The sequence below is a fragment of the Sphingomonas bisphenolicum genome, from assembly GCF_024349785.1.
GTDB lineage: Bacteria > Pseudomonadota > Alphaproteobacteria > Sphingomonadales > Sphingomonadaceae > Sphingobium > Sphingobium bisphenolicum.
This window is the reverse complement of the sequence record NZ_AP018817.1, coordinates 2,773,717-2,799,208: the sequence shown is the minus strand read 5'-3', so window position 1 is coordinate 2,799,208 and position 25,492 is coordinate 2,773,717. Positions and strand designations below refer to the sequence as shown.

The following is a 25,492-nucleotide window of genomic DNA, read 5'->3' as shown; positions in this document are numbered from 1 at the left end:
CGGGGCTGCATGCGCGCCTCGCCCAAATTTTCCGAACATCGAAGTCGAGCAGGCCCTGCCGCCCGACAATCTCGCCTGCAGCTGCTTGGCTGCGGGCATCTGGAGCTTGCCATGACCTCTGATCTCTTTGCCGCCATTACCGCTGGAACCGGGCCACTCGATCAAAAAATCTGGACCCTCGCTTCGGTCGCCAAGGACCTGTGCGAACTCATAGTGAGTGGCCAGCCCATCAACCGACACCGCCTCACCCGTCTGATGACCACCTATTTCGGCGCCGGCGACGCGACGGGCGCCTGGTCGCTGCGCGAGGCATTCGACGCGCTGGAGGCTGCTCAGGCCTTGGCGCTTATGCGCGTTCCGCTGAACGAGGCATCGCCCGAAGCCGTCCTTGATGACCTGCTGGCTCGAACCGAACGCCTGCCCACCCAGTCGGTCCGATCGGAGCGTCAGGTCGATATGCAGCAATTCTCGACACCCTTGCCATTGGCTTATCTCGCCGCTCGCGCTGCCGCGATCGGGGCCGACGATCAGGTCCTTGAACCTTCTGCTGGTACCGGGCTTCTGGCCATATTCGCGCAACTGGCGGGCGCGGGCCTTTTCCTGAACGAACGCGATCCCGTGCGAGCCGGGCTGCTTGAGCAGGCGCTTGGTGCCGAAGTCAGCTGTCACGATGCCGAGTTCATCGACGACCTTTTGCCAACAGGCGTGCGGCCCAATGTCGTGCTTATCAACCCACCTTTCGCCCGCAGCGAACAGCGGGGACGCGACGCTCATGCCGGTGCCCGGCATCTTCGTTCCGCCCTTGCGCGCCTAGCGCCCAGCGGCCGATGCGTTGCGATCATGTCGCCGGCATTTGCCCATGATGGAAGCGGGCAGAAAGGCTACCGGGCTGTCGCTGACCTCGTCCCGCCGCGCGTGGAAATCACGATCCAGGGCCGGCCGTTCGCAAAGCACGGCACCAGCGTATCGGTCCGCCTGATGATCTACGATAAAGGCTGGACCGGCGCGCCAGAACGGATTTGCGTGCCAGACATAAAATCGGCCCTGCCGCATATTCTTTCGACGCCGCCAAGGCTGGGATCGCACGATAGCGCGCCGCGCGAGCCGGCAGGAACGACTAAAGCACGAATTCCGGTGCGAATGCCTGTCAGAACCGGTGCGCCGCTGATGGCGTCGCCTTCAACAACAATTGGCCCCAAGCTCAAACCGCGCGCTGCCGTCGCGGTGGATACGACGGTAGAACCGCTCGCTTACGCTGTTCGCGAAACGCCGCGGCCCGCCGACGAGCAGATCGGCATCTATGTGCCCTGGCGTCTCTCCCGCATGGATATTCCGGGCGGAAAGCCGCATCCCGACCAGTTGGTCGAGTCGATTGCGATGTCCTCGATCCTTCCTCCCGCGCCGACCTATGTCCCCATGCTGCCCCGCTGCGCCGTCACCGCTATGTCGGACGCCCAGCTTGAAACCCTTGTCTACGCGGGACAGGCGTTCGAGCGCGATCTGCCCGGACTCCATGCGCCCAATGAAGCTGGCACGATGCTCATGCCCGACAGTGCGGGGTGCGCCTATCGCATGGGCTTTTTCATCGGCGATGGCACTGGCGTCGGCAAAGGGCAGCAGGTCGCAGCCTGTATCCTGGACCAGTGGAGCCGAGGTCGCCGCAAGGCGGTATGGATTTCCAAGAGCGCCGCGCTGATCGAGGATGCGCGCCGGGACTGGGCGGCGCTAGGCGGCCTGCCGATCGACATCCAGCCGCTGGACGCCATTCCATTTGGGGCGCCGATCACGATGGAAAGCGGCATCATCTTCCTGACCTATGCAACGCTGCGGTCCCAGCGCCACGACGCTGCCTCCCGCCTTTCGCAGCTGCTGGCCTGGCTCGAAGATGATTTCGAGGGGGTCATCTGCTTTGACGAAGCGCACGAAATGGCCAACGCCGCAGGCACCGAAACCAAGTTCGGAACCCAGAAGGGGTCGGAGCAGGGTTTGGCCGGCGTTCGCCTTCAGAACCTGCGCCCACGCGCCCGCATCCTCTACATTTCGGCGACCGGCGCCACCGATCCCGCCAATCTTTGCTACGCGATCCGCCTTGGCCTTTGGGGGGCGGGCACGTCGTTCGATGATCGTGCGGCCTTCATGAGAGGCATCGAGAAGGGCGGGATCGCAGCAATGGAAATCGTCGCGCGCGATTTGAAAGCTCTCGGTCTCTACATGGCGCGCGCACTGACATTTCGCGGCGTTGAATATGATCCGCTCGTTCATCCGCTGACCGCCGCCCAGATCAAGACCTATAATGCCTATGCCGATGGATGGGCCGTCATCCATCGCAATCTCGATGAGGTGCTCGCGCTCACCAACATCGTCGACCGGATGGAGGACAAGGCGCTCAATGCCCAGGCCAAGGGTTCTGCGCTCTCGCGCTTTGAGAGCGCCAAGCAGCGCTTCTTCGCGCAATTGCTGATCGCCATGAAGGTGCCGAGCCTGATCGACGCCGTGACCCGCGAGCTTGATGCGGGCAATCATGCGATTATCCAGCTCGTGACGACGGCCGAAGCCATGCTGGGGCGACGGCTCGCAAGCCTGTCTGCCGAGGAGCGCGCCAACCTCGATATCGAACTATCGCCTTGGGAGGCGATGATCGATTACCTCAGGACGGCCTTTCCGGTCCGCATGATGCAGATCATCAAGGGGAGCGACGATGCGGAACGCTCCGAACTGATGGTCGACGAGGCTGGCAACCCGGTCTTCTGCCAGGCGGCGCTCGCCATGCGTGACGAGATGATCGAGGCGCTTTGTGCCCTGCCGCCAATTGGCTCGGCGCTCGATGAAATCATCCGGCATTTCGGCACCGACGCCGTGGCGGAAGTGACCGGACGAACCCGGCGGCTCATTGTCGACGCAAATGGCCGCCAGCGTGTCGAAAGCCGGGGCGGTCGAAGCAACATCGTTGAGGCTGAAGCCTTCATGTCCGGGGCCAAGCAGATACTGGTATTCTCCGACGCCGGCGGCACGGGCCGGAGCTACCATGCCGACCGCAACTGCAAATCAGCCGGGCGTCGGCGGATACATTTCCTGCTGGAGCCTGGATGGCGCGCGGCAAACGCCATCCAGGGTCTTGGTCGCTCCAACCGCACCAATCAGGCCAGTGCGCCCGTCTTCAGGCCAGTGACCACGGATTGCCGGGGCGAGCGTCGCTTCATCAGCACCATTGCGCGGCGGCTCGACAGCCTGGGGGCGCTGACCCGTGGACAGCGACAGACAGGCGGACAGAATATGTTCGACCCCTCGGACAATCTCGAAAGCAATTATGCCCGCGATGCGCTCATCCAGTGGTACCATCTTCTCTACCGTGGCAAGCTCACAAGCACTACCCTTGCCGCCTTCATCGACATGACGGGCCTGCGTCTCCTGGACAAGGAAAGCGGCGGTCTGCTCGATGATCTCCCGCCTATCCAGCGATGGCTCAATCGCCTGCTGGCTCTGCGGATAAAGACCCAGAATGCGATCTTCGAAGAATATATGGCCCTGATCCAGGCGCGCATCGATGCGGCCCGGGAGGCCGGGACGCTCGATGTCGGCGTCGAAACCATGCAGGCAGAGCGCATGGCTCTCCTCGACGAGCAGGTCCTGCGGCGTGATCCTGTGACGGGCGCCGAGACTCGGCTCAGCCGCATTGAACTGCATTTTCGCAAGCGTGCCCTCAGCCTCGCCCAGCTGGAACTTGACTATGGCGGTGTCGAAGTCATTCGGCTGCGCAACGGCCGGTCGGGGCGCGTTGCACTCCAGGTGCCAAGCTGGAGCAGCATGGACAATGACGGCAACCCGATCACCATGTGGCAGCTCGTTCGGCCAACAGGCCGCGACCGCATCCGCGATACCGTCCTTCAGGAGAGCCTCTGGTCTCCTGTAGAAAAGGAGGAGTTCGAACGCCTCTGGGACATAGAGGTTGAAGAAACCCGATCGAAGCTCGACGTTGAAACGATCAGTATGGCAACCGGCCTCCTGCTTCCGGTCTGGGACCGCCTTCCTGATGACGATATGCGGGTCTGGCGGGTTACTGACGCGGAAGGCAACTCGCTGCTCGGACGCATCATTTCGCCCTACGGACTAGAGAAACTCGCCCGTGCGTTCGGTGTAGACACGTCCACTGTGCTGAGCCCAGCGGAGATGATCGCTGGCGCCAGAGGGCGGCAAGGGGTTCCGATCGTCGGCATGGATACTGCACGACTGATGCAGGTCCATGTGAACGATGCGCGACGGCTCGAAATTCGCGATTTCCCTGCCGCACGACGGGATTGGCTGAAGTCGATCGGCTGTTTCACTGAGATCATCAATTACAAGACGAGGCTGTTTGTGCCCACTGACCGTGCCGAGGCCATCCTCGACCAGATCATGCGCACGGGGGAGCAATGGAGACGGCTTGCCGGCGCGAAGGCCGCCTGAGGGCGCGATGACCAGTCAGGCGAGCAGAAGGAAAGGGGGGGGGCGGGGAAGGGCGGCGGCGAAGCGCGGCTGGAAGCTGCGCGGGATCGCCAACTCTCCTACCTCCGGAGGCTTCCATGAACGCACTATCTCCTGCCCCGCGCCAGCAGGCGCAGCCCTATCGCGTCGATATATCCCGCGGGACCAATATTTCTCGCGTCTCGTCCGAATGGTTTAATCGCCCCCAGGATGAGCGTTACCTCTCGCTGGACGATCTCTATGCCAGTGTGCGCTCGCGCGCCGAGCGGGCGACGACGCGGATCATCGAGAGCCGGACGGTACGTGTCGAAGCCCGTAGCGACGAGCCCGAGCGACTTTCGCTCGTTGTTCCCGGTGACAGCGCGCCAGTTGCGCCTACCAACTGGTCGTTCGGGCAGCTGTGCAGTCTGGTGGGCGCCCCGGCCTCCTATCTGCGGCAACTTCCGGGCGCGCTCGCCGGCATCAACCTCCAGCATGGCCTCATCCGCCATCCGGCCGAGCATGTGAAACTGCTTCAGACGCACGAGGGTCGCGCTGAGCTGCGGGCGGTCACTGGACCGGACTATGGTCGCATCTGGGATCATGAGCTGGTCGCCGCAGTGATGAAAATCGCGGGCAATGGCACGGGCGACACAAGGTGGAAGGTGCCGGGCGTGCTCGATTGGGGTTCGATGACCTACAACCCCTGTGTCGATGTGACGAGCGACACGACCACCCTTTATGCTTCGGACAGGGATGTGTTCCTATTCCTGGTCGACGATCTCAACCCGATCGAGGCCGGCCGATTGCCCAATGGCGAGCCGGATCTCTATTTTCGCGGATTTTATTGCTGGAACTCAGAGGTCGGCTCCAAGTCACTGGGGATAGCCACTTTCTACCTCCGTGCGGTCTGTCAGAACCGCAATTTGTGGGGCGTCGAAAACTTCCAGGAAGTGAATATTCGGCACTCCAAGTTCGCGGCGAACCGCTTCGCCCATGAGGCGGCGCCAGCGCTCGCGCACTTCGCCGAGAGTTCGCCTCGCTCGTTTATCGACGGGATATCGGCGGCGCGCTCAGCCATCGTCGCGCGCAAGGACGGGGACCGGGAAAGCTTCCTGCGCAAGGAAGGCTTTTCCAAGGCCGAGACTGCCAAGGTGATTGCGACGGTCCTGGCTGAAGAGGGGCATCCTCCGGCTTCGGTTTATGATTTCGTTCAGGGTATCACCGCCCTCGCACGCAGCCGCCCGCATCAGGACGGACGCCTGGAACTCGAAGGCAAGGCCCGCAAGCTGCTCGAACGCGCGCGCTGAGCGAGCCTGCACCATCCGACCAAAATTCAAGGAGATTTGTCATGGCTCACATGACCACCACGACGCGCGCCTATCGGATTGATGTCGACTTTTTCAGTGGGGGCGACCTCTTCGACTCCGGCACCATTTCTTTTCATATCGAGGACGGAGCGGACGTCTGGACCGCTGCTTATCTCGCAGCTGAGGCCTCGACCTATTTCGACCTGCGGATCCCGGATCTCGCCTACAGCTTCAGTTTCGTTCCGAGCTTTCCCGACGAACCCGATCCGACATCGCCCACCGGCGGCCTCAAACCTGTCTGCAGGGACTGCGGTTGCGACATGCTCGCGTGCGACGCCAGCGCAAGATGGGACGTCCAGCGGCAGGCCTGGGCGATCTCCGGCGTCTACGACTGCACGTTCTGCGACCTTTGCAACGCGGAGAGCGATGATCTGGCTCGATGGGTACCGGCGGGTGATCTCACACCCTTCGATCGCTTCACCGCCGCCTTGGCCGACGCGCTGTCCTATCCGGAATTAGCCTTCGATAGTATGTTCCACCTGTTCTGCGTCGATCACGCGCTCACCCACACTGTCGAGGACGCTCGCGCCGAATGGATCGAAGCTGTGGCACGGCGATCATCGGCGAATCGCGTGGGCCGCCTTCCCAGTGGAGGAGATGATCATGCCTAGTTTGATACCAGATGCGGCATATGTACATCGCTTCAACGCGCATCTTGCTGAACTCAACTGGCCTGCGCTCGTCGCGTTGACTCGTCTCGATGCTCACTCCTGCATGCTGGAGCTGAGGCCGAAGAGGAGAATTTCCTCGACCTCATTCCCGGAGACGCATCTCCGGACATGGCCGCAATTGCGTTCGGACTATACGCCCACGGTTATAGTCTGGGTGTCCGCGGCGGCGAAGAAGCTGCCTTTGCAAGGCTGCGGCATATCATCGGTGCAGGTGAGAACTTCTGCAAGAGCTCGATGCCCGAGGTGCCAGGGATGGCGACATTGTTGGAGACCATGTAGAACGCTCGGGCATAAAGACGAGGTGACTGCTAGCGGCCGAAAAAACTCACAATTTCGAAATTGACTCGGTCAGGCTGCTCGAGATGAAGCCAGTGCGTCGCGCCGTCGATTGCGACGAAGTGGCCGTCGGCGCAGAGATCGAGTCCGGCCTCCATGACATGCCGTTCAAGGAAGCAGTCCTCGCTTCCCCAAACGATCAGGCTTGGAACACGGATGCGCGGGGTTTCGCTTTTCTTTCGGTGACGCAAAGCCCGATAGTAGTTCAGCATGGCTGCCAACGAGCCGCGTCGCCAAGCCTCGGCATAGTGATCGAGAGCCCCGGGCTCGAACGTGTCGCTATGCGCACTTCCCTGCATGATCGCGCGCAGAGCCGCGAAGTCGAGCGCCCCAGCATCGCCTCCGGAACCCTGGGGATCTGAAATGCAGCGACATACGAGCTGCGCAGCGCTTGCGTGGGATGTTTCAGCATCTGCCTGCGCCAGACATCGGCGTGTGGCCCATCCATCATCACGGCATGAGCGAGACGCTCAGAATGATATGCCGCCACCCACCAAGTGATGAGCGCTCCCAAATCATGCCCGACGATTTCGAAGCGTTCCGCGCCGTAGCCGTTAGCCAAGGTGAGGACATCGGCGACGAGGAGATCAAGCCGGTAATGCTCGACGCCATCTGGCGCGTCGCTCGAATTATAGCCCCGCAGGTCCGGGACGATCACATGGTAGCCAGCGTCGGCGAGCGGCGAGATCTGGTTGCGCCAAGCCCAGCAGAATTCCGGAAAACCGTGGAGCAGAACCACGAGCGGCGCGCCGTCCTGTCCGGCTTCGACAACGTGCAGGTCAACGCCATCACCAGTTCGGCGAGATTCCCGCCAGCCGGGTTTGAGCAGTGAGGAGGGCGCCATCCCGAGTCAACCGCGGGCGGATGCCGCCGTTCCTGCCATTCACATGGATCAGTCAGTTTTATGGAAGACCTGACGTGCTCGCCTTGACTATCGGGACGGTCGGGCGTTGGCGTTCAGATGAACATGACTTTCCCATTCTCCGAGCATTGCCTCGCGCTCGTGCTGAGCGGCGGTAATGCACTCGGCGCCTTCCAAGCCGGCGCATCGTGCGCGCTCAAAGATCATGGCCTGCCGCCGGACTGGGTCGCTGGTGCGTCGGTTGGCGCGGTCAATGGCGCGATCATCGCCGGCAATCAGCCGGACAGGACCAAAGCCGCGCTCGAGATGTTGTGGCGTCCCGCCAGCGTCAGCTCTTCCTTCGACCTACAGCCGCTGGAAGAACCTCGGCGCATGCAATCGGCCGTTGCATCGCTTACCTTCCGGCAGCCAAGATTGTTCAGCCCGCGTGCGCTGTATGGACTGTGGCTCAACCCCTCCAGCGATCCCGAGCCATCGAGCCTCTACGACGCGCTTCCGCTCGAGGCGACGCTCCGCCAGCTCGTCGATTTCGATCGTATCAACCTGGGCGACACGCGTTTTTTCGCGACGGCGGTCGACATTGAGACCGGTGAGGATGTGGTGTTCGACAGCGCGGCCACTGCGATAACGCCCGAGCATATCCGAGCCAGTGCCGCGTTGCTCCCGGTTTATCCGCCGGTCGAGATCGGCGGACGGCTGCTTGGTGACGCCGGAATTTCCATCAACCTGCCGCTGGACTCGGTGATGGCGCAGCCGCAGGACAAGCCGCTGCTGTGCATTGCCATCAACCTCCTGCCGTTGCTTGCCCAGCGCCCGAAAACCCTCGGCGAGATATTCACCCGCGCGCAGGACCTCATGTTTGCGACACAGTGCCGCAGGGCGATCGCGGCATGGCAAGCGCTTTTCGCGCAGCGCTCAAAGCAAGGGGACGGCGCCTCGGTCACCCTCTTGTACCTTGCATATGCCGATCAGAGCGACGAGGTCAGCCTCAAGACATTTGACTTCTCGCCTGAGTCGGCAGCGCGACTCTGGCAAGCCGGTTTCGACACGTTGACCGGGCATCGCGCCAGGTCTCAACGCTAGGCTTTCCGCTCGGACGGCCCGGCCTGAACGTGCTCGCGCCCATCGACCAGAACCGGCTCGCTCCTGTGAACAGGTCGATGGCTCCAATCGCCGGCTAGCCGGGCCGGGCTGTGAATGATCAACATCAGGTTGAGGTGAGAGCCGGCACGAACAGCGCCTCTCAGCAAAGGTCCCGTCAGACCGGAAACTCTTACGATCGACTAAACCGAAGTAATGAGTCTATGAGACTACACGATTTCATCGAATGAAGCCGCCTGTTGAGAAACGCTAACCGTGGCGACGGCTGCCCTGGCACGGCATTCGCCACCGTGTTGTCGCGCGACGACGGAGCCAATCGCAGGGTAGAAAGGTAATGACCCACGATACGGCAAATACCTCGGCGATCGAGCGCGTCGCCCGCGTGGTCGCCGCATGGATGCCAACATCGATGCCAGCAACGATTAGGCCTTTTTGTAGCGTCATGATTCTGAGAGTGATCCGCAACAGGAGCGAAAGCCAAAATCGCAGGTTATTGCGGAAGGCAGGCAAACTCTGCCGACCGATTACAGCGAAGGAAAAACCATGACCAAGAAAGCGCAAGATGCGATCGCCTTGCTCAAGGCGGATCACCGTACTGTTGAGGAGCTGTTCGAGAAATTCGAGAGCGCCAAAGCTCCGACCAAGCAGGCGACGCTTGCGAAGCAGATTTGCACCGAGCTGATCATTCACACAATCATCGAGGAAGAAATCTTCTATCCGGCTCTCAAAGGCAAGATCGAAGACGACATGTATGACGAAGCGCATGTCGAGCACGATGGCGCCAAGCTGCTGATCAGTCAGATCATGGCCGGACAGCCTGGCGAGGACTTCTGGGATGCCAAGGTGACGGTTTTGTCCGAAGAAATCAAACATCACGTCCATGAAGAGGAGATGCCCAAAGAGGGCATGTTTGCGCAGGCGCGCGCGGCTGACGTGGATCTGGATGCACTCGGCGCTCAGATGGCTGAGCGCAAGGCCGAACTACAAGCCCAGTTCGAAGCCGATGGTCTGCCCACACCGACCACTCGGACTCTCGGTCCCGTCGAGGTCGAGCTTGGAGCTCCCGTCGCCTGATACGTCGCGATCAGGATGCACGCCCTTGAACGGAGAAAACTATGTCCATCATCGACAAGGCCATAGCGGCCATCACACCGCCCGAAAGTGAAGAAGCGCGTGCCAAGGCCCGAGCGAAAGCTGAGAAAGCCGCCCAGCCAGGCGACTGGCTATCGCAAATTTTGACCCACCATCGGGAGATCGAGACACAGTTTGCGGCGGTCAAAGCGGCAAATGATCCGGCGTCCCGACGTGCCGAGCAGAAAAAACTTGGACTATTGCTGACCGCCCACTCCATTGCGGAAGAAGCGGCCGTGTACCCGGCTCTCGCTGCTGATCATCAGGTTGGCCATGCTGAACTGGCGTATCAGGAACAGTCGGCCGCCAAAATGGAGATGGGCCTGCTCGAGCGTGTCGATCCCATGAGCCAGGATTATATCGATAAGCTTGAGCACATCGAAGGTGCGGTTGCCCATCACGTCTATTCCGAGGAAGGCACCTGGTTCACCAAACTGGCAGAGTCGGCTTCTTCCGAAGAGCTGGCGCTCGTCACGGCGCGCTACAGCGAGGAATATGCAAGATATATGGACAGCCGATCTTGAGCGATCCAGGTGAAGCCTGCGGTATCTACGATGGGTGCGTTGCGGTGCAATGACCCATTCCGCCAATATGACAGGCACGTCAGGGAAAAGTAAACCTAAGTTGGACGCATAACCCTTCGGGGCGAAAATCGAACTCGGCCCCGCAGCCCTCGCCACGAAGCGCGCGAGAAATCATTCGGGAGCCAAAACCTTTTCGGTCTGGTGAAGAAACCTCGGGCCCGCCTGTCTCGACCCATCGAAGTTTCAGAAAATCGACATTGTCGCCATTTTGACGCTCCCAAGCAATCGTCACCGTGCCGGTGAGATTGGAAAGAGCACCATATTTGACTGCATTCGTCGCTAATTCATGAAGGACCATGGCAAGCTGTAGCGCACGCTCGCCAGAGATTTGTACCTCCGGACCCTTGATCTCGAAGCGTCTGGCAGCTTGGGCCTCAAAAGGCGCAATGGCACGCTGAACGATATGCATGACATCGACTACATCCCAATCCCGCTGCGTAAGCAGATCATGAGCTTCAGACAGCGCAAAAAGACGGGCGTCGAAAGTATCGATTTCCGCGCGAGGGGCTTGGCGAAATGTTTGCATGGCCATCGCCTGGATCGTTGCAAGTGTATTTTTGACCCGGTGCTTCAGTTCATGAAGAAGCAGTTCCTTGGATTCTTCCGCACGCTTTCTTTGCTCGATTTCCTGCTGCGCCGCCTTATGCAGGCGCGCATTGTCCATCGCGACCGCAGTTTGAGCAGCGATAGCTGAAACGAGATTTTCCGCCTCAGCCGTGAATTTGCCCGGCTCGTCATGGGCAAAAAACAGGCCGCCGAGCACTTCGCCCGACACTGACGTCACAGGCACCGCGAGATAGCTGACCACGGGCAGGTGCCCCGCCGGCATGCCGTAGTGCGGGGCGCTGTGCCCGTAGCGCGGATCTTTGCGGATATCGTCAGACCGGATTACGCCTTCGCCTGCAAAAGTCGGTTCGAAAACCGCCGTATTTCGAGGCATTCCAAAATTGAAAGCCTCTCGTGCAGCGCCGGAAAGCGTATAAAGCTGGTAGGATTCCCCGGCGGCATCCGTGACATTATAGAAGAACGCGCCGAATTTAGCGCCGCTCAGTTCGGTGCCAATGTCGGTGACCGACTGCACGATCCGCTCAAGATCAAGATCGCGCGAGATTTCGCTGGCGACGCGGTAGAGAGTCTGGAGACGTTCGGATTGTTGCCTGAGCAACGTCTCGGTCTGTTTACGCGCAGTTATGTCGCGCGCAATTTTGGAAGCGCCGATTACCTGACCGTCAGCCGCTTTGATCGGAGACGCGGTAAGGGAAATATGGATTAGTGACCCGTCCTTGCGCTGCCGCAATGTTTCGAAATGCTCGACCCGTTCCCCCTTTTTGAGGCGCGCGATGATCTCGTCTTCTTCAGACCTGCGATCCTCCGGGATCAGGGTCAGGATCGACGCACCTACAATCTCGCTGGAAGAATAGCCGAAAATCCGCTCGGCGCCGGCATTCCAGTCCGTGATGATGCCATCGAGCGTCTTGCCGATGATGGCGTCATCGGAAGATTCAATGATGGCTGCCAGACGCTCGGCAGCGCTCAGCGCGCCTCGTTGATAAGTACCCTTTTCCCCATCCATATCCGTAACGACTTCCAAAGCCATTACCGCTGTCCTTTTTCCCTGCCCAGGTCAGCGACAGCAGTGAGCAAACGGTCCATTGCATAGGGCTTGTCAAAAACCAGGTCAAAGAGATCGGTACGCGACCGCGCTATGCCACCCTGCGCGCCGCTGACCAAGATGATGGGGATGCCTTGCAGGGCAGTGTCCGCCTTCATCGCTTCGGCCAGTTCAAGACCGGTCATCAACGGCATCATGAAATCGGTGATGACCAGATCGGGCTCCAGGCTACGAACCAGCGTCAACGCACCGGCACCGTGCGGGGCATCGTGCACCTCGTAGCCGGCCTATTCCAAACAGACCACAAGCAAGTCGGCGATCAGGAACTCGTCCTCTGCCACGACTATTTTCATGGAGAACTCCACCGTGGGGGTTGGACCATGACAGCCTTCACGCTTCAAGAGGCTTGGCTAACCCGGTCGAAATCCCGGTGGCCTGTTCAAACTGGCCTCGGATAGCGAGCCCGTGTCCGTCGATGTAGACCTCCTGTGGAGCGGCCTGAAATGACTGGTCACGGATCTTCAGCACGGACAGAACGCGCTTATATTCGGACCGGATTTCGACTTGGCGCATCATTATGAGGTTATCGAGCAGACTGGAAATCTCCGGTCCTGGCGCTGCAACCCCGGACGCGAAGAGGTCACGCAATTCCCACGTGCCAACAGCGGTAACGCCCATGGCCCGCAATTCGTTCGTTAGAGCCGCAAAGAATTCCACAAGGCGGGGTGGATGAACGGCTGCGCGCTCGAATCCGCCGAGAGAATCAATGAACAGCCGCTTCACGCCCCGCGCCGAAACGGCGTCGAGGAGGCGATAGGCCATCTTGTCGATCAGATTTTCGGTCAGCGGCTGCCACAAGATATCGACCTCTTTTCTTTCGACACTTCCCTTGAGGTCGAGGCCTAGCGCGTTCGCCTTGAGCAACAGACGTTCGGGAGATTCGTAGAAGCCGAAATGCAGGCCGGGTTCCTCTCGCGAGGAGGCCGAAAGGAAATTCAGCCCAAAAGACGTCTTACCGCACCCTGAAGGTCCGATGAGCAACGTGATCGACCCTTGCGGAAGTCCGCCACCGGTAATTTCGTCGAAGCCCTCAATCCCCGAGCGTAAGGGCTTCGGGTCAGGATTGTCGGTCGCGGACGGGGTGTGAAACGCGGCCTCGATCCGCGGGAACACGGAAATACCGTTATTGCCTATTTCGTACTGATGATACCCCCCTAGAGCAGAACTGCCCCGCGATTTGCGGGCACGCAGGCGCCGTACGGTCCGGACGCCGACAAGCTCGTCATGCAGTTCGAGCACGCCATCCACCATTGTGTGTTCAGGGCTATCGTCATGGATCCCGGCGCTGGTCAGGAACAGGACGGTGCAACCAACAAACGCCGCTTGGCTCTGCACTTCTGCCACGAACGTCTTCACGTCGAGGTCCGTCTCCGCGCGGTCACGGGCATTAAGCAGGCCATCAAAGACGATCAGCGAGGCGTTTTGGCGCTTGGTTTCCTTGCGCAACAAATCGACAACGGCGCCAAGCCCTTCTTTGGCGAGGGTCTGGAAAACGCTGACATAGACGATGTTGCTACCGAGCCGATCCTTTTCGAAGAAGCTCAATGTCGACAGCGATTGGAATAGCCGATCATGCGTTTCGGCAAGGAGCGTGACATACAGTACCTTCTTGCCGGCGGCAGCCGTCGCGAAGGCGATCTGATTGCCAAGGATTGTCTTGCCGGCGCCCGGCTGACCTTGCACGATATAGGAGGCCCCCTCGACGAAACCGCCGCCAAAAACGGTATCTAGGCCAGGGATCCCGGTTGAAAAGCGGGGAAGGGTCTGCGTCACGAATTAACCTCATCAGCGCGTCATGGCCAAGAGGCCCGGTCGTGCTGATAGCACCACGCAAAGCCACCGTCAGGATGGCGCAGGACTTTTTTGACTTTATGTTGTGAGCGCCCATTTCCTGAGCCGAATTTGTTTCAGCTCAAGCTAGGCCGTGGCTGCATGCCTTTATCGTGTGGAACATGACCGTTTGCGCACCAACGTAATTCGCACTTGCACAATATGTTCGCACATGCAGTATACCTCTGCCTTTCAGGCATCCTCTCCAAACTTCAAGGCCGGCCCCGCTGGCCTTTTTTTCTTGTCTGAACCGAGCCCGAGGTGAGGAGGGCACTCTTACAAATCGGGCAACAGTTGGTCGGCCCGTCCCCAGTGCGCGAGGTTCTTTGACGACGCGCGCTTCAGCATTTCGGCTCCGTCTCCGATGTGCCAGTGCGAAGGCTTGTCGAGATCATGCAGTTCGTCCCATGTCAGAGGAACGGCGATCGGCGCAAACTCACGACTGCGGGCGCTATAGGGCATGACAGCCGTCGCGCCGCGCTGGTTGCGCAGGTAGTCTATGAAAATGCGGCCGGTCCGCCGGGATTTTGACAAAGCGGCGGTGTAGCGATCCGGCTGCGCTTGCTCCACGGCTTGCGCGAACCGATGGGCAAAATCCTTCACCACCCGCCATTCGGCTGACGGGGTGAGCGGGGCGATCACGTGAACCCCTTTTCCGCCCGTCACCATCGGGAACGTCGTAAGTCCCATCTCACCCAGCAAGTCCCGCATGTTGAAGGCAGCCGAGACCACTTCCTTGAAGCCAAGGCCCTCATCGGGGTCGAGATCGAAAACCAGCCTGTCGGCCTTTTCGACGTCCTCGATCCGCGCGCCCCAGCCATGGAACTCGATCGTACCCATCTGCACACAGGTCAGCAGACCTGCCGGCGCGTCGATAAAGAGATAGGCCTCTTCATGCCCGTCCTTTTCGCGAATGCCGATGTGCTTGACGTCATCGCCGAAGCTGCCCGCATCATGCTTCTGAAAGAAACACTTCTTCGCGCGGCCTTGCGGGCAACGCACGAGACTGATGGGCCTGCTCCCCGCCCAGGGCAGCATGATCGGTGCGACCACTTCGTAATAGTCTGCCAGCTGACCCTTGGTGAGCTTGCCCTCCGGAAAGATCACCCGGTCTCGGTTGCTCACCTTCACCGTGCTCGCGGGCGCCGCCGTTGCAACCGCCACCGGGGCCTCCTTCTCGATCACGACCGCTTCGGGTTTCTTGTCCTCTCGAAGCCCAAGGTAGCTGGGATGGCGCAGCAGCCCCTCATCGGTAAACTCTAGGTAGGCAATCTCGGCAACCAGTTTCGCTTCGATCCAGTGGGCACCGCGCACAGCAGACCGCGGAGCCTGAACCGTCGGCTCCTTGCGCGCGAGAGGTGCCATGATTTCTAGAAGACGCTCTATCTCATCGCCGGTAAATCCCGTGCCGACCTTGCCGGCGTAGCGCAGCTTTCCATCCTCGTTTACGCCCAAAAGAAGCGAGCGGAACCCTCGCTGCTTGTCGGAAGGCGTCCAGCCTACAATCACGAACTCCTGCCGACGGATGCACTTGGTCTTGACCCAGCTACCGCTCCGCGAGCCGCTATATCGAGCGTCGACGCGTTTCGATATGACCCCTTCCAGCCCCGCCTCGCAAAAGCTGGTCAGCAGCTTTTCACCGTTGCCGACGATATGATCTGAATAGCGCAGCCGACCCTTGTGGCCCTCAAGAATGCTCGCCAGCTTCTCCTTACGCTCGATCAGCGGCAAGCTGGTGAGATCCTCGCCGTTCAATTCCAGCAGGTCGAACGCGAAATAGTCGATGGTCCCAGGGTTATCCTTCAGAGCGGCTTGCAACGCCTGAAAACTGGTCCGGCCATCAGGCAGCGTCACCACCGCCTCACCGTCGATCAGCGCGCTTCCAACGTCAAGCTGTGCAGCCTCTGTGATAATATCTGCGAACCGATCCGACCAGTCCAGACCCGACCGGGTATAGGCCCGTCCTTCCCCGCCACCGACGGCGATGAGCGTTCGATAGCCGTCATATTTCAACTCATGCAGCCAGCGATCGCCAGGTGGCACGTGATCGACGAGAGCCGCAAGCTGGACAGGCTGGAATGGCGGGAGTTTGCCCTTGTTCTTGCCCTTTCGGGCTGCAGCGGTCGATGATTTCGGCGTCGTAGCCGGAGCTTTAGCCTTGCCGCCCTGTCTCCGGATCGGCTCGCCTGCGGCGATTTCTTCCATGGTGCGTCCGCTGTCGACGCTCGTGAGATGGATGCCAATGAGGTCGTCCGAGCCACCGGCAAACTCGTCCTCGACCTTACGCAGGATCCAGTTTTCGCCCTTCTCCTTTCCTCGCGGCTTGAGGCGAAACATGATCCACTCGCCCTTCATGCGGCGGCCATGCAGCGTAAAATGCAGATGACCTTCGGCCAGGGTTTTGGTGGGATCCTTGCCCGGGACTGGATCCCAGGTGCCGTTGTCCCAAAGCATCACGGTGCCGCCGCCATACTCCCCCTTGGGAATGGTCCCCTCGAACCGGGCATAGTCGAGCGGGTGGTCTTCGGTGCGGACAGCCAATCGCTTGTCGTCGGGGTTGGCGCTTGGCCCTCGGGTCACTGCCCAGCTGACCAGCGTGCCGTCCAGCTCGAGGCGGAAGTCATAATGCAGGCGGGTCGCGGCATGCTTCTGCACAACGAAGCCATTACCTGAGGTCGGCTCGGAGGCACCAGAAGGCTCCGCAGTACGCGTAAAATCCCGCTTTTCACGATATCTCGCGAGCCGCTCTTCTGCAGAGGTTGCCTTCGCCATCGTCGCCCGTGCCATATCCGCTCCGATCAAGAAGCTTCTAAATCTCGAGAGGGAACCGCGTTCCCTTTCATTAAGGGAAAGAAGCGCCGTCAGCCGGTATCCATGTCGGGGCTCCGTTGTTCGTAACTGTTGTCACCCCGTGCCTCGTTCGGGCCGTTTATTCTCCAGTCTGCGCGTTCGGCGCTGCCACCGGCTTTGATTCCGGAGATTCTCGCTGGCGCAGGAATATGGAAAGGACCACCAGCACCGCAGTCGAGAGAAATTCGCTCTGCCAGTTCTGGAACGATTCAAACCAAAGCTGCGCATCGCCAAGATATGCAAGCACGGTCTTAGGTGTTTCCCCATGCTCCAGGGCCTCTTGCGCTGAGGCATGCGCGCTGTTGATCCAGTGAAGCGTGAATGACGCAACAAACAGCAGGATCAAAGCCAAGCCCAGGGAGCGAGCGTATATCGCGCGCCAAAGCGGACCTTTGCGCAGGATCGACGGTGCGCCGTGTTCCTGGGCTTTCCGGTCCAGATCATTATCGCGAGGGGGAGCATCCGGGTCCTTCGATTCCGCCGATCGGCGCTGTATCAGGAAAGCCGTAAGCACGACATAGGCTGCCATCTGCAGGAACTCGCTCTCCCAATTCTCGAACACCGAAGAAAGGAATTGCGGACTTGCCGCATAGGCGAAGAGCGTCAGGCCAGGCTGGGCATGGCGCCGGGCATCCTCCAGCTCGACATACCAGCCCGCGATATATTGCCCGGCAATGCAAACGGCAAAAAGCGCCAGGAGGGCGATCGTAAGTCCGTTATCTTTAAGCAGCCGCATGCCGATGCCTCTCGCCGATTTGCTTTGAATGGAAACGCGCGAGAAACAATTGGGTTCGAAAGAACCTCCGCTACTGCGTCAGGTCAGCAAGCCATTCGCCGAGGGATTTCTGCGACGTAGCAGCCGTTTCGGCTCCCATGCTCTGGGCTATGATCTCCAGGGCCCATCGGCCCCGTTCATCGCTCTCGGCAGCCACGGCATCTTGAGGCACCCACAGGTCGTATTCACGCATATGGGCATCACCTGCGGTGAACAGGACGCAGATGTCGGTCGCGATTCCACTCAGCACCAGCTTGCTGACGCCTAGCTGTGGTAGCAGCAGGCAGGTTGGTCGCGTAGAAACCGGAAAATTGCGGCTTGATGATGAAGAAGTCGCCGTGTCCCGGCTTCAACATTTCCGTGACCGGATTATCCTTTTCGAGCGCGCGTGCTACCAGCTCATAAGGTTCTGAAAGCCATTCGCCAAAATTATCGTTGACGTATACGACTGGCCAACTGTGCGCGCGAAACTCCTGACGTAGCCGAGCTATTCGCCGTGCCGCTTCGAGAGCCCCGGGCTCCAGGGCCTCGGCCCCCTCAAAATCAAAGCAATTGACCATATCCAGGATCAACAAGGCCGGACGGTCACCAGCTTTGGGCGAAGTGGCTGCGGCCTGCTTGTCTTGGGAACCCATAGAAACCTGCCATGAAATCGGGGTCGGCCTTGGCCGACCCCATTAGGCTCATTCCTTAGTGAGCTTTGCCGCCTCAGCGTCCAGCGTCGCGCGGTCATTGCCAAATCGGTCGATGAGATCCTGGGCCTGCTCGGCAGTTAGACCATGCTTTCGGGCGAAATAGTCGACCTCATAGTCCTCGCCGCCGGCGACAGTGCGGCGGTCGGAGCCTCCGCGCTGAGATTTATCATCTGCCATGTTGCGCTTCCTTTTCACAGCTACCTGTTTTTGCAACCCGTGCCAGGGCCACGAGTTCCAGCAAGGTTGTCTTGAACAGGGGACCGGCATGCCGCATCGCCGTCTGCGCACCCAATGAAAGAGCCGCTTGACTGTCTTGTTATCGGCGCAGGACCCGCAGGGCTAACGGCCGCCATTTATCTCGCGCGTTTTCATTTTTCGATCGCGATCGTCGATGCGGGGCATAGCAGAGCGGCCATGATCCCGCGGACGCACAATCATGCGGGATACCCAGGCGGGATAGCTGGCACCGAACTTCTTGGGTTGATGCGGGATCAGGCTGCAGAATTTGGGGCGGTTGTAGCCGAAGGTTTGATCGAGAGACTGGAGAGGACCGAAGGGGGTTTTGTCGCTCGTGCACAGGGCCGTGAATGGTCTGCGCGCACTGTCCTGCTCTGCACTGGCGTAGTCAACAATCGCCCCCAGATCGCACCGGACATCCACGATGTAGCGGTACGCCGCGGACTGCTTCGCTATTGCCCGATATGTGACGGGTACGAGGTCACCGATAAGCGGGTTGGTGTTTTGGGCACCCGTACCCACGGCTTCAAGGAAGCAATTTTCCTGCGGATGTATACGCGCGATGTGACGCTGATCGCTACCGATGGGGAGCACGACCTCTCAGATGACGAGAAGCATCGGCTCGCTATGGCAGGTGTAGTACTGATCGATGGCCCCTGCGCACCGCTGCGGACCGAAGATGATAAGATTGTTGTACCGACGCCGCGCGGCGAGCTTGAATTCGATAGCGTCTACACAGCGCTGGGCTCGGTTATCCGGTCCGAGCTGGCGACGGCGATCGGCGCGGAAGGCACCGGCGATGGGTGTCTCATCGTGGACGATCATCAGCGTACCTCCATTCCTGGCCTTTACGCGGCGGGAGATGTTGCCAAAGGTCTCGATCAGATCAGCCATGCAATGGGCGAGGCCGGGGTCGCCGCCGTCACTATCCGCAATGATATCGCCGAGCGGGGCATCTTATTTCGCTAGCCCGCCCCCGACAGCGGGCCGCCGCCGCTTACGAATTGCCGGCCTGGGCGGTCGCACCGGCGCTGATGTCTCTGCAATCAGGATTCCAGAACGTTCCTGACCTTGGTGGCGAGCTGTTCGATGGTGAAAGGCTTGCCGATCAATTCCACGCCCGGATCGATCACGCCATTATGCACAACCGCGTTGCGGGTGTAGCCCGAAGTGTAAAGAACCTTGAGTTCGGGTCGCCGGCGTTGGGCTTCGTCTGCCAATTTACGGCCGTTGATGTCCGGCATGACAATGTCTGTGAAGAGCAGCGTGATTTCCGGATGCGCGTCGATGAGCTGTAGCGCCGCCACAGCGCCATCAGCTTCGAGCACGTGATAACCAAGTTCGGTCAACGCATCGACGCTGAATTGGCGCACCGCCGCTTCGTCCTCGACTACGAGGATGACCTCCTGTTCCTCGCCCAATGGAAGGTCAGTGGGTGAAAGCGGTTCGGCCTCGAGCTCGTCGCCTATGAAGCGCGGGAGGTAGATTTTGACGGTCGTCCCCTGACCCAGTTCCGAATAGATTTTGACGTGGCCACCCGACTGCTTGACGAACCCATAGACCTGACTGAGCCCGAGCCCTGTGCCCTTACCGACCTCTTTGGTCGTGAAGAAGGGATCAAAGGCTTTGGCAATAATCTCCGGCGGCATACCGCAGCCGGTATCGGAAATGGCGATCAGGATATAATGCCCGGGCGGAACACCAAGATGCGCTGCCGAATAGCGTTCGTCGAAGTGCGCATTCTGCGTCTCGATCGTCAGTCGCCCCCCTTCGGGCATCGCATCGCGCGCGTTCACGGCGAGATTGAGAACGACATTTTCAAGCTGATTGCGGTCGGCATGCGTGCGCCACAGTCCAGCAGCAAGGACGGTTTCCAAGCGCACATCTGCTCCCAAAGAATGGGTGAGTAGTTCAGACATACCAGGGAGAAGCTTGTTGGCATCCAACACCTCGGGATTGAGCGGCTGCTGGCGTGAGAAAGCCAAGAGCCGCTGGGTTAGAGTGGCGGCGCGTCCTGCACCTTCCAGGGCTGCGTCGACATATCGCTTCGCGCGCGCGTCGTCGTCGCCAAGGCGGCGGCAAAGGAGATCGAGTGACCCAACGATGACGGCAAGCATATTGTTGAAGTCGTGCGCGATTCCGCCAGTCAATTGGCCGACCGCCTCCATCTTCTGGGATTGCCGCAGAGCTTCCTCGACCTGCTCGCGCTCGGCAATCGCTTGCGCTACGCGCCGTTCCAGATGCTCGTTCAGCTCCAGAACCCGCACTTCCGCCCGTTTGCGCTCGGTGACGTCTATAGCGGTGCCGATGACGCGCAGACACTGACCATCCTCGCTGAAAATGCCTCTGCCCTTGGCTGCTACCCAACGTTCGTACCCATCTTCCTTGCCGATGGTGCGGTACTCAACATCGTAAACCGCGCGTTGGCTTGGATCAGCGGATCGGGCATAGGCCTTCACCGTCGTATCTCGATCATCAGGGTGCAAACCTGCGTAATAATCCGCCATGGACACCGGCGCATCGGCTGAAATCCCGAACATGGCTTTGACGATGGGCGGCCAGATGAGAATGTCATGCACGACATCCACGTCCCAGAAACCCACCTCAGCAGCCTGCGTGGCGAGCCGCAGCCGCTCCTCATTCAACATCAGTTCGGCGCGGGTGCGCTGCTGCTCCGTCAGATCGAGCATGGCACCGATCATCCGGACCGCTTTGCCTTCCGGATCGCGGATGATGTGTCCACGGTCGAGAATAGCGGCATAGCTGCCGTCGAAGCGGCGGAAACGATACTCGTCCGACCAACTTTCGGCCTCACCATCGATGGCAACATGAATGCTGTGATGGACACGATCGCGGTCGTCGGGATGAATATGCTCGATCCACCACTCTCCCGTTGGCTCGATATCGGCGAGCCTATGGCCGTGTGTCGCTTCCAGAGCCTGGTTCCATGTGACGTGATTGGTGGCGAAATCCCAGTCCCAGATGGCATCGTTCGTCGCCCGGCTCACGAGGCGATAACGCTCCCGTATGGCTCTCAATGCCTTCTCAACGCGAGCACGCTGTTCGACCTCGACGCGTAATTCCTCAGCCCGTGAAGCTTGGGCCTGAAGGGCTTTACGAAGTTCCAGTTGGGCCATGACCTGCCGCGCCAAAACCTCAAGCACGTGGCGTTGGTAGGATGTGATACCATCAGGGCGCGGCGCACGGTCCAGCACGCAGATCGTGCCGATCGGCAACCCCATTTTGTCCCGCAGGATTGCGCCCGCATAAAAGCGCAGGCCGCCCTCCGCCGTCACCAAGGGGTTGCACGCGAAGCGAGGATCCTCAAGCGTGTCAGGCACGACGAGAAAATCATTCTGCAAAATGGCGTGGGCGCAGATCGATACATCGAGAGGCAGTTCGCGCACGCCTATGCCGACTTCGGCCTTGAACCACTGGCGATCACTCGCGACCAAATTGACGACGGCAATCGGCGCTGTAAAGGTTTCAGCCGCGAGCCTGACGATAACATCAAAGTCGGCTTCTTGCGGGGTATCCAGGATTCCGTAGCTTTCGAGTGAAGCTACGCGTTCAGTTTCAGACCAACCTTCATCCATTGATTTGCCTGGGATTTCCGTCGAATGTAGGGTCATGCCGGGTGACTATCATCCCCGCACGAGGATCGCACTGAAAACCTTCAGGGCTACCTTCAGCCGCATCGTGGAAGCAGTCGCGCAGCTCTATTGCGGGCGCCTTGACCGATGGCCGTTCAAGCGATTGCTTTCGGGTCGATCAGGAGAACGTCGAGACGAACGATTATGGGCCGCTAACCGACGGCGGGTTATGCACCGAAATCTGTCATGCAGTTGGGCCGTAAGGAATGGTCGCTTTGTCCCGAAACTGTGGTTCTGCGAGGAAGCCGTCTTTTAATCCCAACGCGAGGAAAGCTTTCCTGCGGAACCTTCAGGAAGTGGAGGCGTCCCGCATTCGGGACGCCTCCAGGAACATCAGCCGTTGAGCTGATCCTTCACCGCCTTGGCGGGCGTGAAGGTGAGCTTCTTCGACGCGGCAATCTGAATGGTCGCGCCAGTCGAAGGATTGCGACCTTCGCGCGCCGGGCTGTCCTTGACCTTGAACTTGCCGAAGCCGTTCAGCGAGACTTCCTCGCCCTTGGCAGCGGCTCCGGTGATCTGCGCGAAGACGGCATCGACGTACTTGCGGGCATCCGCCTTGGTCAGGCCATGTTCGCCGGCAAGGGCTTCGGCCAGATCGCTATTGTTCATGTCGCATCCTTATAGATTGAGAGGCGTTTGCTTTAGTGGCTCCGATCCCGGGTTTGAAGCCGTTAGTTGGGAGCATGGTGCATTTGCCCATTGACCACCGCGCGGCGTGTGTTCCTCCTGGAGAAGAAACCTGTGCGCAGGTCAATGCTGATCCGCACCTTCAAGTTTCTCGCCGTCTGGGCCACGGCCGGTCATCATATACCATTGTTCCATAGTTGAGGGCGCGCCGATCAGGCGCTCATATCGTATCGGTCGAGACTTCGAGGCACCTGACCAGCGTATCTCGAACCTCTGCAAGCTCGTCGGGCAATTCGCGTTTTGGGGGATGATCCACAGTGATGCCTCCAGATTGGAGGATATCGGGCGCACTGTGCCTGCGCACCTGCAATCGCCGCCAGATCGGCGGCAATTTTCTGGCCAGTCAATCAGAATGGCGAGGGGCGTGCGGAATCTGTCTGGCTCTTTGAGGCGACGGCCGGGCTGGCGGTCGGGGCGAGGAGGGCTCCTCCGGGAACGGCGGTCGGGCTGGACGAACGCGCCGCGTGTGAGAGGGGAGAAGGATCTTGGAGAGTGTCGCTTTCGGATGGTCGAGAGCGGCTTTTCCAAGGAGTTGAGGTTATGAATATCGGTGAAATCAAGCCCGTGAACGGTCGTCTTATCGGACATATCGCGACCCGTTCGATCGACTTGCCGCGCCTGGGGCTCCGGCCTGTCGAAAGCACCAATGAGCGCGCGCCGGTCTTCGAGATCGTCGCGCTTAATGTCGGGCAGCGCTGGGTACAGATCGGTGCGCTGTGGGAGGCGACCGCCAACAAAACCGGCGAATGCTTCCTCCAGGGATCGCTCGACGATCCTAGCCTGGCCGAACCGCTGCCGATCGCTCTCTTCGGCAGCGACGCTGAAGGCTATCGGGTCGCATGGCGCCGTCGGGATGCGCTGAGTGGCTTTGGCGGCGGCCAGCGTTCGGAACGTCCGGCGATGGGCGGCGAAGCCATGGGCGGGTTCGGTGCGAGCACCGCCGGCATGGATGGCAGCTACATGGGCGGAAGTGATTTCGACGACGAAGTGCCTCACTGAGGTCTTTGTGCGTCATGGGTCGGGGGAGCACAGCCTCCTCCGGCCTTTCTTTTTGTCTGCCGATTTTGGAAAGGATGCGCATCATGGCTACTGCCCTGCGCCACAGCATCGATCGATTTGCTGACTTGCCCACCCTCTACGCACAAATGGTCGCGACGCCGGAGTATCAGGCGGCCTTTGGCGACCCAATGCCGCTTACAATCGCCGAGCCCGGAGACGCGCCCGCGGAGCATGAGATGCCGGAGCCAATCGCGGCCCAGGCCGAATGCGGCGGGATCATCGCTGCGATCTTCGACCTCTTCACCGGTACTCGTCTGGAGCCATTGGCACCCGATATCGCATGGGGTTTCGTCAACAGCTTCCACTTTCTCGCCGGGAAACTCGAAAAGCGCGAGGACAGCTATGCAAGGGAATTGGGGGAACTGGCGCGAGACCCTGAAGGTAGCGAGATCTATGCCCGCTCGCTCGAAGAAAAGCAGCTTCAGTGTCAGTCGGTCGCCGAGCAGCGGCAGGCCATTGAATGCATGCGCGACTATGCCGCGGAAATGTACCGGGCGCAGTCAGGCTGGCCTTGGTCGCCGGCTAAAGGCACGCGAGCCTCTTCTGCATCAAGCGCCAGCCAGATCGCTGCGGTCGACTTCCTACGTGCCCGACAGCTGGAACAGCGAGAACGGCACCTGCCACAGGGGCCGATCGTGGTTGTCACCGGTCCTGCCGACTGGCACGACTGGCAGGCGATATGGTCGCGTCTCGACGCCATCCACGCGCGGGTTTCCCATATGACTTTGGTTACGACCGGGCAGCGTCGCGGCGTGGACCAGATTGCTGCGGCCTGGGCTGCTCGCACCGGCGTTGAAGTGCCCGTCGTGCGCTATGGCCTATATGGAACCGGGCGGAAGACCGCCTTTACCCGCAATCGCAAGATCCTTGATTTGAAGCCGGTCGAGGCAGTGCTCTGCGAGGGTTCAGGCGTCCAGGCCAATCTCTACCAGCTGCTCCGCCAGGCCAATGTTCCGATCCACGCGTTGCGCAAGGCAGACCAGGCCGCTGACGCCGTGAGGTTCCCAACGCGCGCTTCCCGCGGGGGCCAATGAGGGAGGATAGCATGGCGATACCTGACTATCTTAGCGCTAACTTCCAGACGCTTCTTCGGGCTGCGGAAGATGGAAATCTCGCCCTTATGGAATGCCAGGACGCAGCATCAGGGGAACCGCGTTACGTGATCTGCGCAGTCGGGCGGGAGGAGGGGGCCTATCTCATGACCCCGTTCGGCCATCTCGCGGAAGGCAACCCTTACGACGCCTACCGGCCGCCGATCTGACGGCGGACGACGACGTCCAGATCGACCTCGGGACCGCAGCCATTTGGACGAGCGGTCCGTTTTTTTGTCGATGCAGGTGCCTGGGCACTGTCAGATGGGCGCTTGGGCACATGTCGCGCGAGGATCATAGCGCCCCAGGGGGCGTCGAGCCCCCTGGGGCGCTGCCACACTTCTTCTCTCAAGTCTTTTAATCGTGGCACGGGAACAGCGCCGGCCTCAAGGACGACGGGGCCCCACCATTTTTTTCGGCAGGCGGGCGGCAGTCCGTTCATGCCTAC

General features: G+C 60.2%; 21 protein-coding genes and 1 pseudogene. 11 read left to right on the top strand and 11 right to left on the bottom strand.

Annotated elements, in window-relative coordinates:
- Nucleotides 1-111 precede the first annotated feature (111 nt).
- The 3 genes from SBA_RS13850 (at nt 112) to SBA_RS13840 (ending at nt 6,421) form a co-directional block, all read left to right on the top strand.
- Nucleotides 112-4,443, top strand: coding sequence for a strawberry notch-like NTP hydrolase domain-containing protein (locus tag SBA_RS13850; protein ID WP_449325377.1), 4,332 nt, complete (start codon nt 112-114; stop codon nt 4,441-4,443).
- A 116-nt stretch (nt 4,444-4,559) separates the two neighbouring features.
- Nucleotides 4,560-5,750 (top strand): DUF932 domain-containing protein, encoded by a 1,191-nt coding sequence (locus SBA_RS13845; RefSeq protein WP_120249879.1) that lies wholly within the window; start codon nt 4,560-4,562, stop codon nt 5,748-5,750.
- A 41-nt stretch (nt 5,751-5,791) separates the two neighbouring features.
- The gene (locus tag SBA_RS13840; protein WP_197716433.1) at nt 5,792-6,421 is read left to right on the top strand and encodes a hypothetical protein; all 630 of its coding nucleotides are present in this window, start codon (nt 5,792-5,794) and stop codon (nt 6,419-6,421) included.
- 368 nt (nt 6,422-6,789) lie between these two features.
- On the opposite strand, the gene SBA_RS13835 is transcribed toward SBA_RS13840, so the two are convergent.
- Together SBA_RS13835 and SBA_RS25295 are read right to left on the bottom strand one after the other, a co-directional pair.
- A complete protein-coding gene (locus SBA_RS13835) occupies nt 6,790-7,116 on the bottom strand; it encodes an alpha/beta fold hydrolase (RefSeq protein WP_261934852.1) in 327 nt (108 codons plus the stop codon).
- A complete protein-coding gene (locus SBA_RS25295) occupies nt 7,023-7,661 on the bottom strand; it encodes an alpha/beta fold hydrolase (RefSeq protein WP_390902336.1) in 639 nt (212 codons plus the stop codon). The genes SBA_RS13835 and SBA_RS25295 overlap by 94 nt, the downstream gene beginning before the upstream one ends.
- 117 nt (nt 7,662-7,778) lie before the next feature.
- Here SBA_RS25295 and SBA_RS13825 point away from each other — a divergent pair, with 117 nt between their 5' ends.
- The 4 genes from SBA_RS13825 (at nt 7,779) to SBA_RS13810 (ending at nt 10,435) form a co-directional block, all read left to right on the top strand.
- The gene (locus tag SBA_RS13825) at nt 7,779-8,762 is read left to right on the top strand and encodes a patatin-like phospholipase family protein (RefSeq protein ID WP_261934850.1); all 984 of its coding nucleotides are present in this window, start codon (nt 7,779-7,781) and stop codon (nt 8,760-8,762) included.
- Between the two features lie 352 nt (nt 8,763-9,114).
- Entirely contained in the window at nt 9,115-9,327 is a 213-nt protein-coding gene (locus SBA_RS13820) for a hypothetical protein (RefSeq protein ID WP_145986205.1), read from the top strand.
- Nucleotides 9,324-9,854, top strand: a complete 531-nt coding sequence (locus SBA_RS13815) for a hemerythrin domain-containing protein (RefSeq protein WP_120249883.1) — start codon at nt 9,324-9,326, stop codon at nt 9,852-9,854. Before SBA_RS13820 ends, SBA_RS13815 begins: the two co-directional genes overlap by 4 nt.
- Before the next feature lie 41 nt (nt 9,855-9,895).
- Nucleotides 9,896-10,435 (top strand): hemerythrin domain-containing protein, encoded by a 540-nt coding sequence (locus SBA_RS13810; RefSeq protein ID WP_261934849.1) that lies wholly within the window; start codon nt 9,896-9,898, stop codon nt 10,433-10,435.
- A gap of 79 nt (nt 10,436-10,514) precedes the next feature.
- Here the strand turns inward: SBA_RS13810 and SBA_RS13805 are convergent, their stop codons facing one another.
- The 7 genes and pseudogenes from SBA_RS13805 to SBA_RS13775 all read right to left on the bottom strand — a co-directional run bounded on the left by SBA_RS13805 (nt 10,515) and on the right by SBA_RS13775 (nt 18,494).
- Nucleotides 10,515-12,092, bottom strand: a complete 1,578-nt coding sequence (locus tag SBA_RS13805) for a PAS domain-containing sensor histidine kinase (RefSeq protein WP_261934848.1) — start codon at nt 12,090-12,092, stop codon at nt 10,515-10,517.
- Complete coding sequence (locus SBA_RS13800; protein ID WP_261934847.1) at nt 12,092-12,382, bottom strand: response regulator; 291 nt, start codon at nt 12,380-12,382, stop codon at nt 12,092-12,094. Before SBA_RS13800 ends, SBA_RS13805 begins: the two co-directional genes overlap by 1 nt.
- A gap of 115 nt (nt 12,383-12,497) precedes the next feature.
- The gene (locus SBA_RS13795; RefSeq protein ID WP_261934846.1) at nt 12,498-13,940 is read right to left on the bottom strand and encodes an ATPase domain-containing protein; all 1,443 of its coding nucleotides are present in this window, start codon (nt 13,938-13,940) and stop codon (nt 12,498-12,500) included.
- A gap of 333 nt (nt 13,941-14,273) precedes the next feature.
- On the bottom strand, nt 14,274-16,784 hold the full coding sequence (ligD, locus tag SBA_RS13790) for a DNA ligase D (protein ID WP_120249887.1): 2,511 nt from the start codon (nt 16,782-16,784) through the stop codon (nt 14,274-14,276).
- A gap of 142 nt (nt 16,785-16,926) precedes the next feature.
- Entirely contained in the window at nt 16,927-17,583 is a 657-nt protein-coding gene (locus SBA_RS13785) for a DUF6766 family protein (protein ID WP_120249888.1), read from the bottom strand.
- A 70-nt stretch (nt 17,584-17,653) separates the two neighbouring features.
- Nucleotides 17,654-18,182, bottom strand: a pseudogene (locus SBA_RS13780) (cysteine hydrolase family protein).
- Between the two features lie 123 nt (nt 18,183-18,305).
- Nucleotides 18,306-18,494 carry a DUF3606 domain-containing protein gene (locus SBA_RS13775; protein WP_120249889.1) on the bottom strand — a complete coding sequence of 63 codons (189 nt, stop codon included), beginning with the start codon at nt 18,492-18,494 and terminating at the stop codon, nt 18,306-18,308.
- Between the two features lie 114 nt (nt 18,495-18,608).
- Here SBA_RS13775 and SBA_RS13770 point away from each other — a divergent pair, with 114 nt between their 5' ends.
- Entirely contained in the window at nt 18,609-19,523 is a 915-nt protein-coding gene (locus tag SBA_RS13770; protein ID WP_261934845.1) for an NAD(P)/FAD-dependent oxidoreductase, read from the top strand.
- Nucleotides 19,524-19,600: 77 nt separating this feature from the next.
- Here the strand turns inward: SBA_RS13770 and SBA_RS13765 are convergent, their stop codons facing one another.
- Together SBA_RS13765 and SBA_RS13760 are read right to left on the bottom strand one after the other, a co-directional pair.
- Nucleotides 19,601-22,186, bottom strand: a complete 2,586-nt coding sequence (locus tag SBA_RS13765; protein WP_261934844.1) for a PAS domain-containing protein — start codon at nt 22,184-22,186, stop codon at nt 19,601-19,603.
- A gap of 354 nt (nt 22,187-22,540) precedes the next feature.
- Complete coding sequence (locus SBA_RS13760; RefSeq protein WP_120249892.1) at nt 22,541-22,816, bottom strand: HU family DNA-binding protein; 276 nt, start codon at nt 22,814-22,816, stop codon at nt 22,541-22,543.
- 618 nt (nt 22,817-23,434) lie between these two features.
- On the opposite strand from SBA_RS13760, the gene SBA_RS13755 reads away from it, so the two are divergent.
- The 3 genes from SBA_RS13755 to SBA_RS13745 all read left to right on the top strand — a co-directional run bounded on the left by SBA_RS13755 (nt 23,435) and on the right by SBA_RS13745 (nt 25,214).
- A complete protein-coding gene (locus tag SBA_RS13755; protein ID WP_099232352.1) occupies nt 23,435-23,893 on the top strand; it encodes a DUF736 domain-containing protein in 459 nt (152 codons plus the stop codon).
- An 83-nt stretch (nt 23,894-23,976) separates the two neighbouring features.
- Nucleotides 23,977-24,987 carry a DUF2493 domain-containing protein gene (locus SBA_RS13750; RefSeq protein WP_197716435.1) on the top strand — a complete coding sequence of 337 codons (1,011 nt, stop codon included), beginning with the start codon at nt 23,977-23,979 and terminating at the stop codon, nt 24,985-24,987.
- An 11-nt stretch (nt 24,988-24,998) separates the two neighbouring features.
- Nucleotides 24,999-25,214, top strand: coding sequence for a DUF6117 family protein (locus tag SBA_RS13745; RefSeq protein ID WP_120252030.1), 216 nt, complete (start codon nt 24,999-25,001; stop codon nt 25,212-25,214).
- Nucleotides 25,215-25,492 lie beyond the last annotated feature (278 nt).

Coding starts and splice junctions, on each gene's coding strand:
- SBA_RS13840 (WP_197716433.1), top strand. CDS start 5,792: ATGGCTCACATGACCACCACGACGCGCGCCTATCGGATTGATGTCGAC.
- SBA_RS13835 (WP_261934852.1), bottom strand. CDS start 7,116: ATGCAGGGAAGTGCGCATAGCGACACGTTCGAGCCCGGGGCTCTCGAT.
- SBA_RS13760 (WP_120249892.1), bottom strand. CDS start 22,816: ATGAACAATAGCGATCTGGCCGAAGCCCTTGCCGGCGAACATGGCCTG.
- SBA_RS13805 (WP_261934848.1), bottom strand. CDS start 12,092: ATGGCTTTGGAAGTCGTTACGGATATGGATGGGGAAAAGGGTACTTAT.
- SBA_RS13785 (WP_120249888.1), bottom strand. CDS start 17,583: ATGCGGCTGCTTAAAGATAACGGACTTACGATCGCCCTCCTGGCGCTT.
- SBA_RS13850 (WP_449325377.1), top strand. CDS start 112: ATGACCTCTGATCTCTTTGCCGCCATTACCGCTGGAACCGGGCCACTC.
- SBA_RS13815 (WP_120249883.1), top strand. CDS start 9,324: ATGACCAAGAAAGCGCAAGATGCGATCGCCTTGCTCAAGGCGGATCAC.
- SBA_RS13750 (WP_197716435.1), top strand. CDS start 23,977: ATGGCTACTGCCCTGCGCCACAGCATCGATCGATTTGCTGACTTGCCC.
- SBA_RS25295 (WP_390902336.1), bottom strand. CDS start 7,661: ATGGCGCCCTCCTCACTGCTCAAACCCGGCTGGCGGGAATCTCGCCGA.
- SBA_RS13810 (WP_261934849.1), top strand. CDS start 9,896: ATGTCCATCATCGACAAGGCCATAGCGGCCATCACACCGCCCGAAAGT.
- SBA_RS13755 (WP_099232352.1), top strand. CDS start 23,435: ATGAATATCGGTGAAATCAAGCCCGTGAACGGTCGTCTTATCGGACAT.
- SBA_RS13765 (WP_261934844.1), bottom strand. CDS start 22,186: ATGACCCTACATTCGACGGAAATCCCAGGCAAATCAATGGATGAAGGT.
- SBA_RS13745 (WP_120252030.1), top strand. CDS start 24,999: ATGGCGATACCTGACTATCTTAGCGCTAACTTCCAGACGCTTCTTCGG.
- SBA_RS13820 (WP_145986205.1), top strand. CDS start 9,115: ATGACCCACGATACGGCAAATACCTCGGCGATCGAGCGCGTCGCCCGC.
- SBA_RS13770 (WP_261934845.1), top strand. CDS start 18,609: ATGAAAGAGCCGCTTGACTGTCTTGTTATCGGCGCAGGACCCGCAGGG.
- SBA_RS13845 (WP_120249879.1), top strand. CDS start 4,560: ATGAACGCACTATCTCCTGCCCCGCGCCAGCAGGCGCAGCCCTATCGC.
- ligD (WP_120249887.1), bottom strand. CDS start 16,784: ATGGCACGGGCGACGATGGCGAAGGCAACCTCTGCAGAAGAGCGGCTC.
- SBA_RS13775 (WP_120249889.1), bottom strand. CDS start 18,494: ATGGCAGATGATAAATCTCAGCGCGGAGGCTCCGACCGCCGCACTGTC.
- SBA_RS13825 (WP_261934850.1), top strand. CDS start 7,779: ATGAACATGACTTTCCCATTCTCCGAGCATTGCCTCGCGCTCGTGCTG.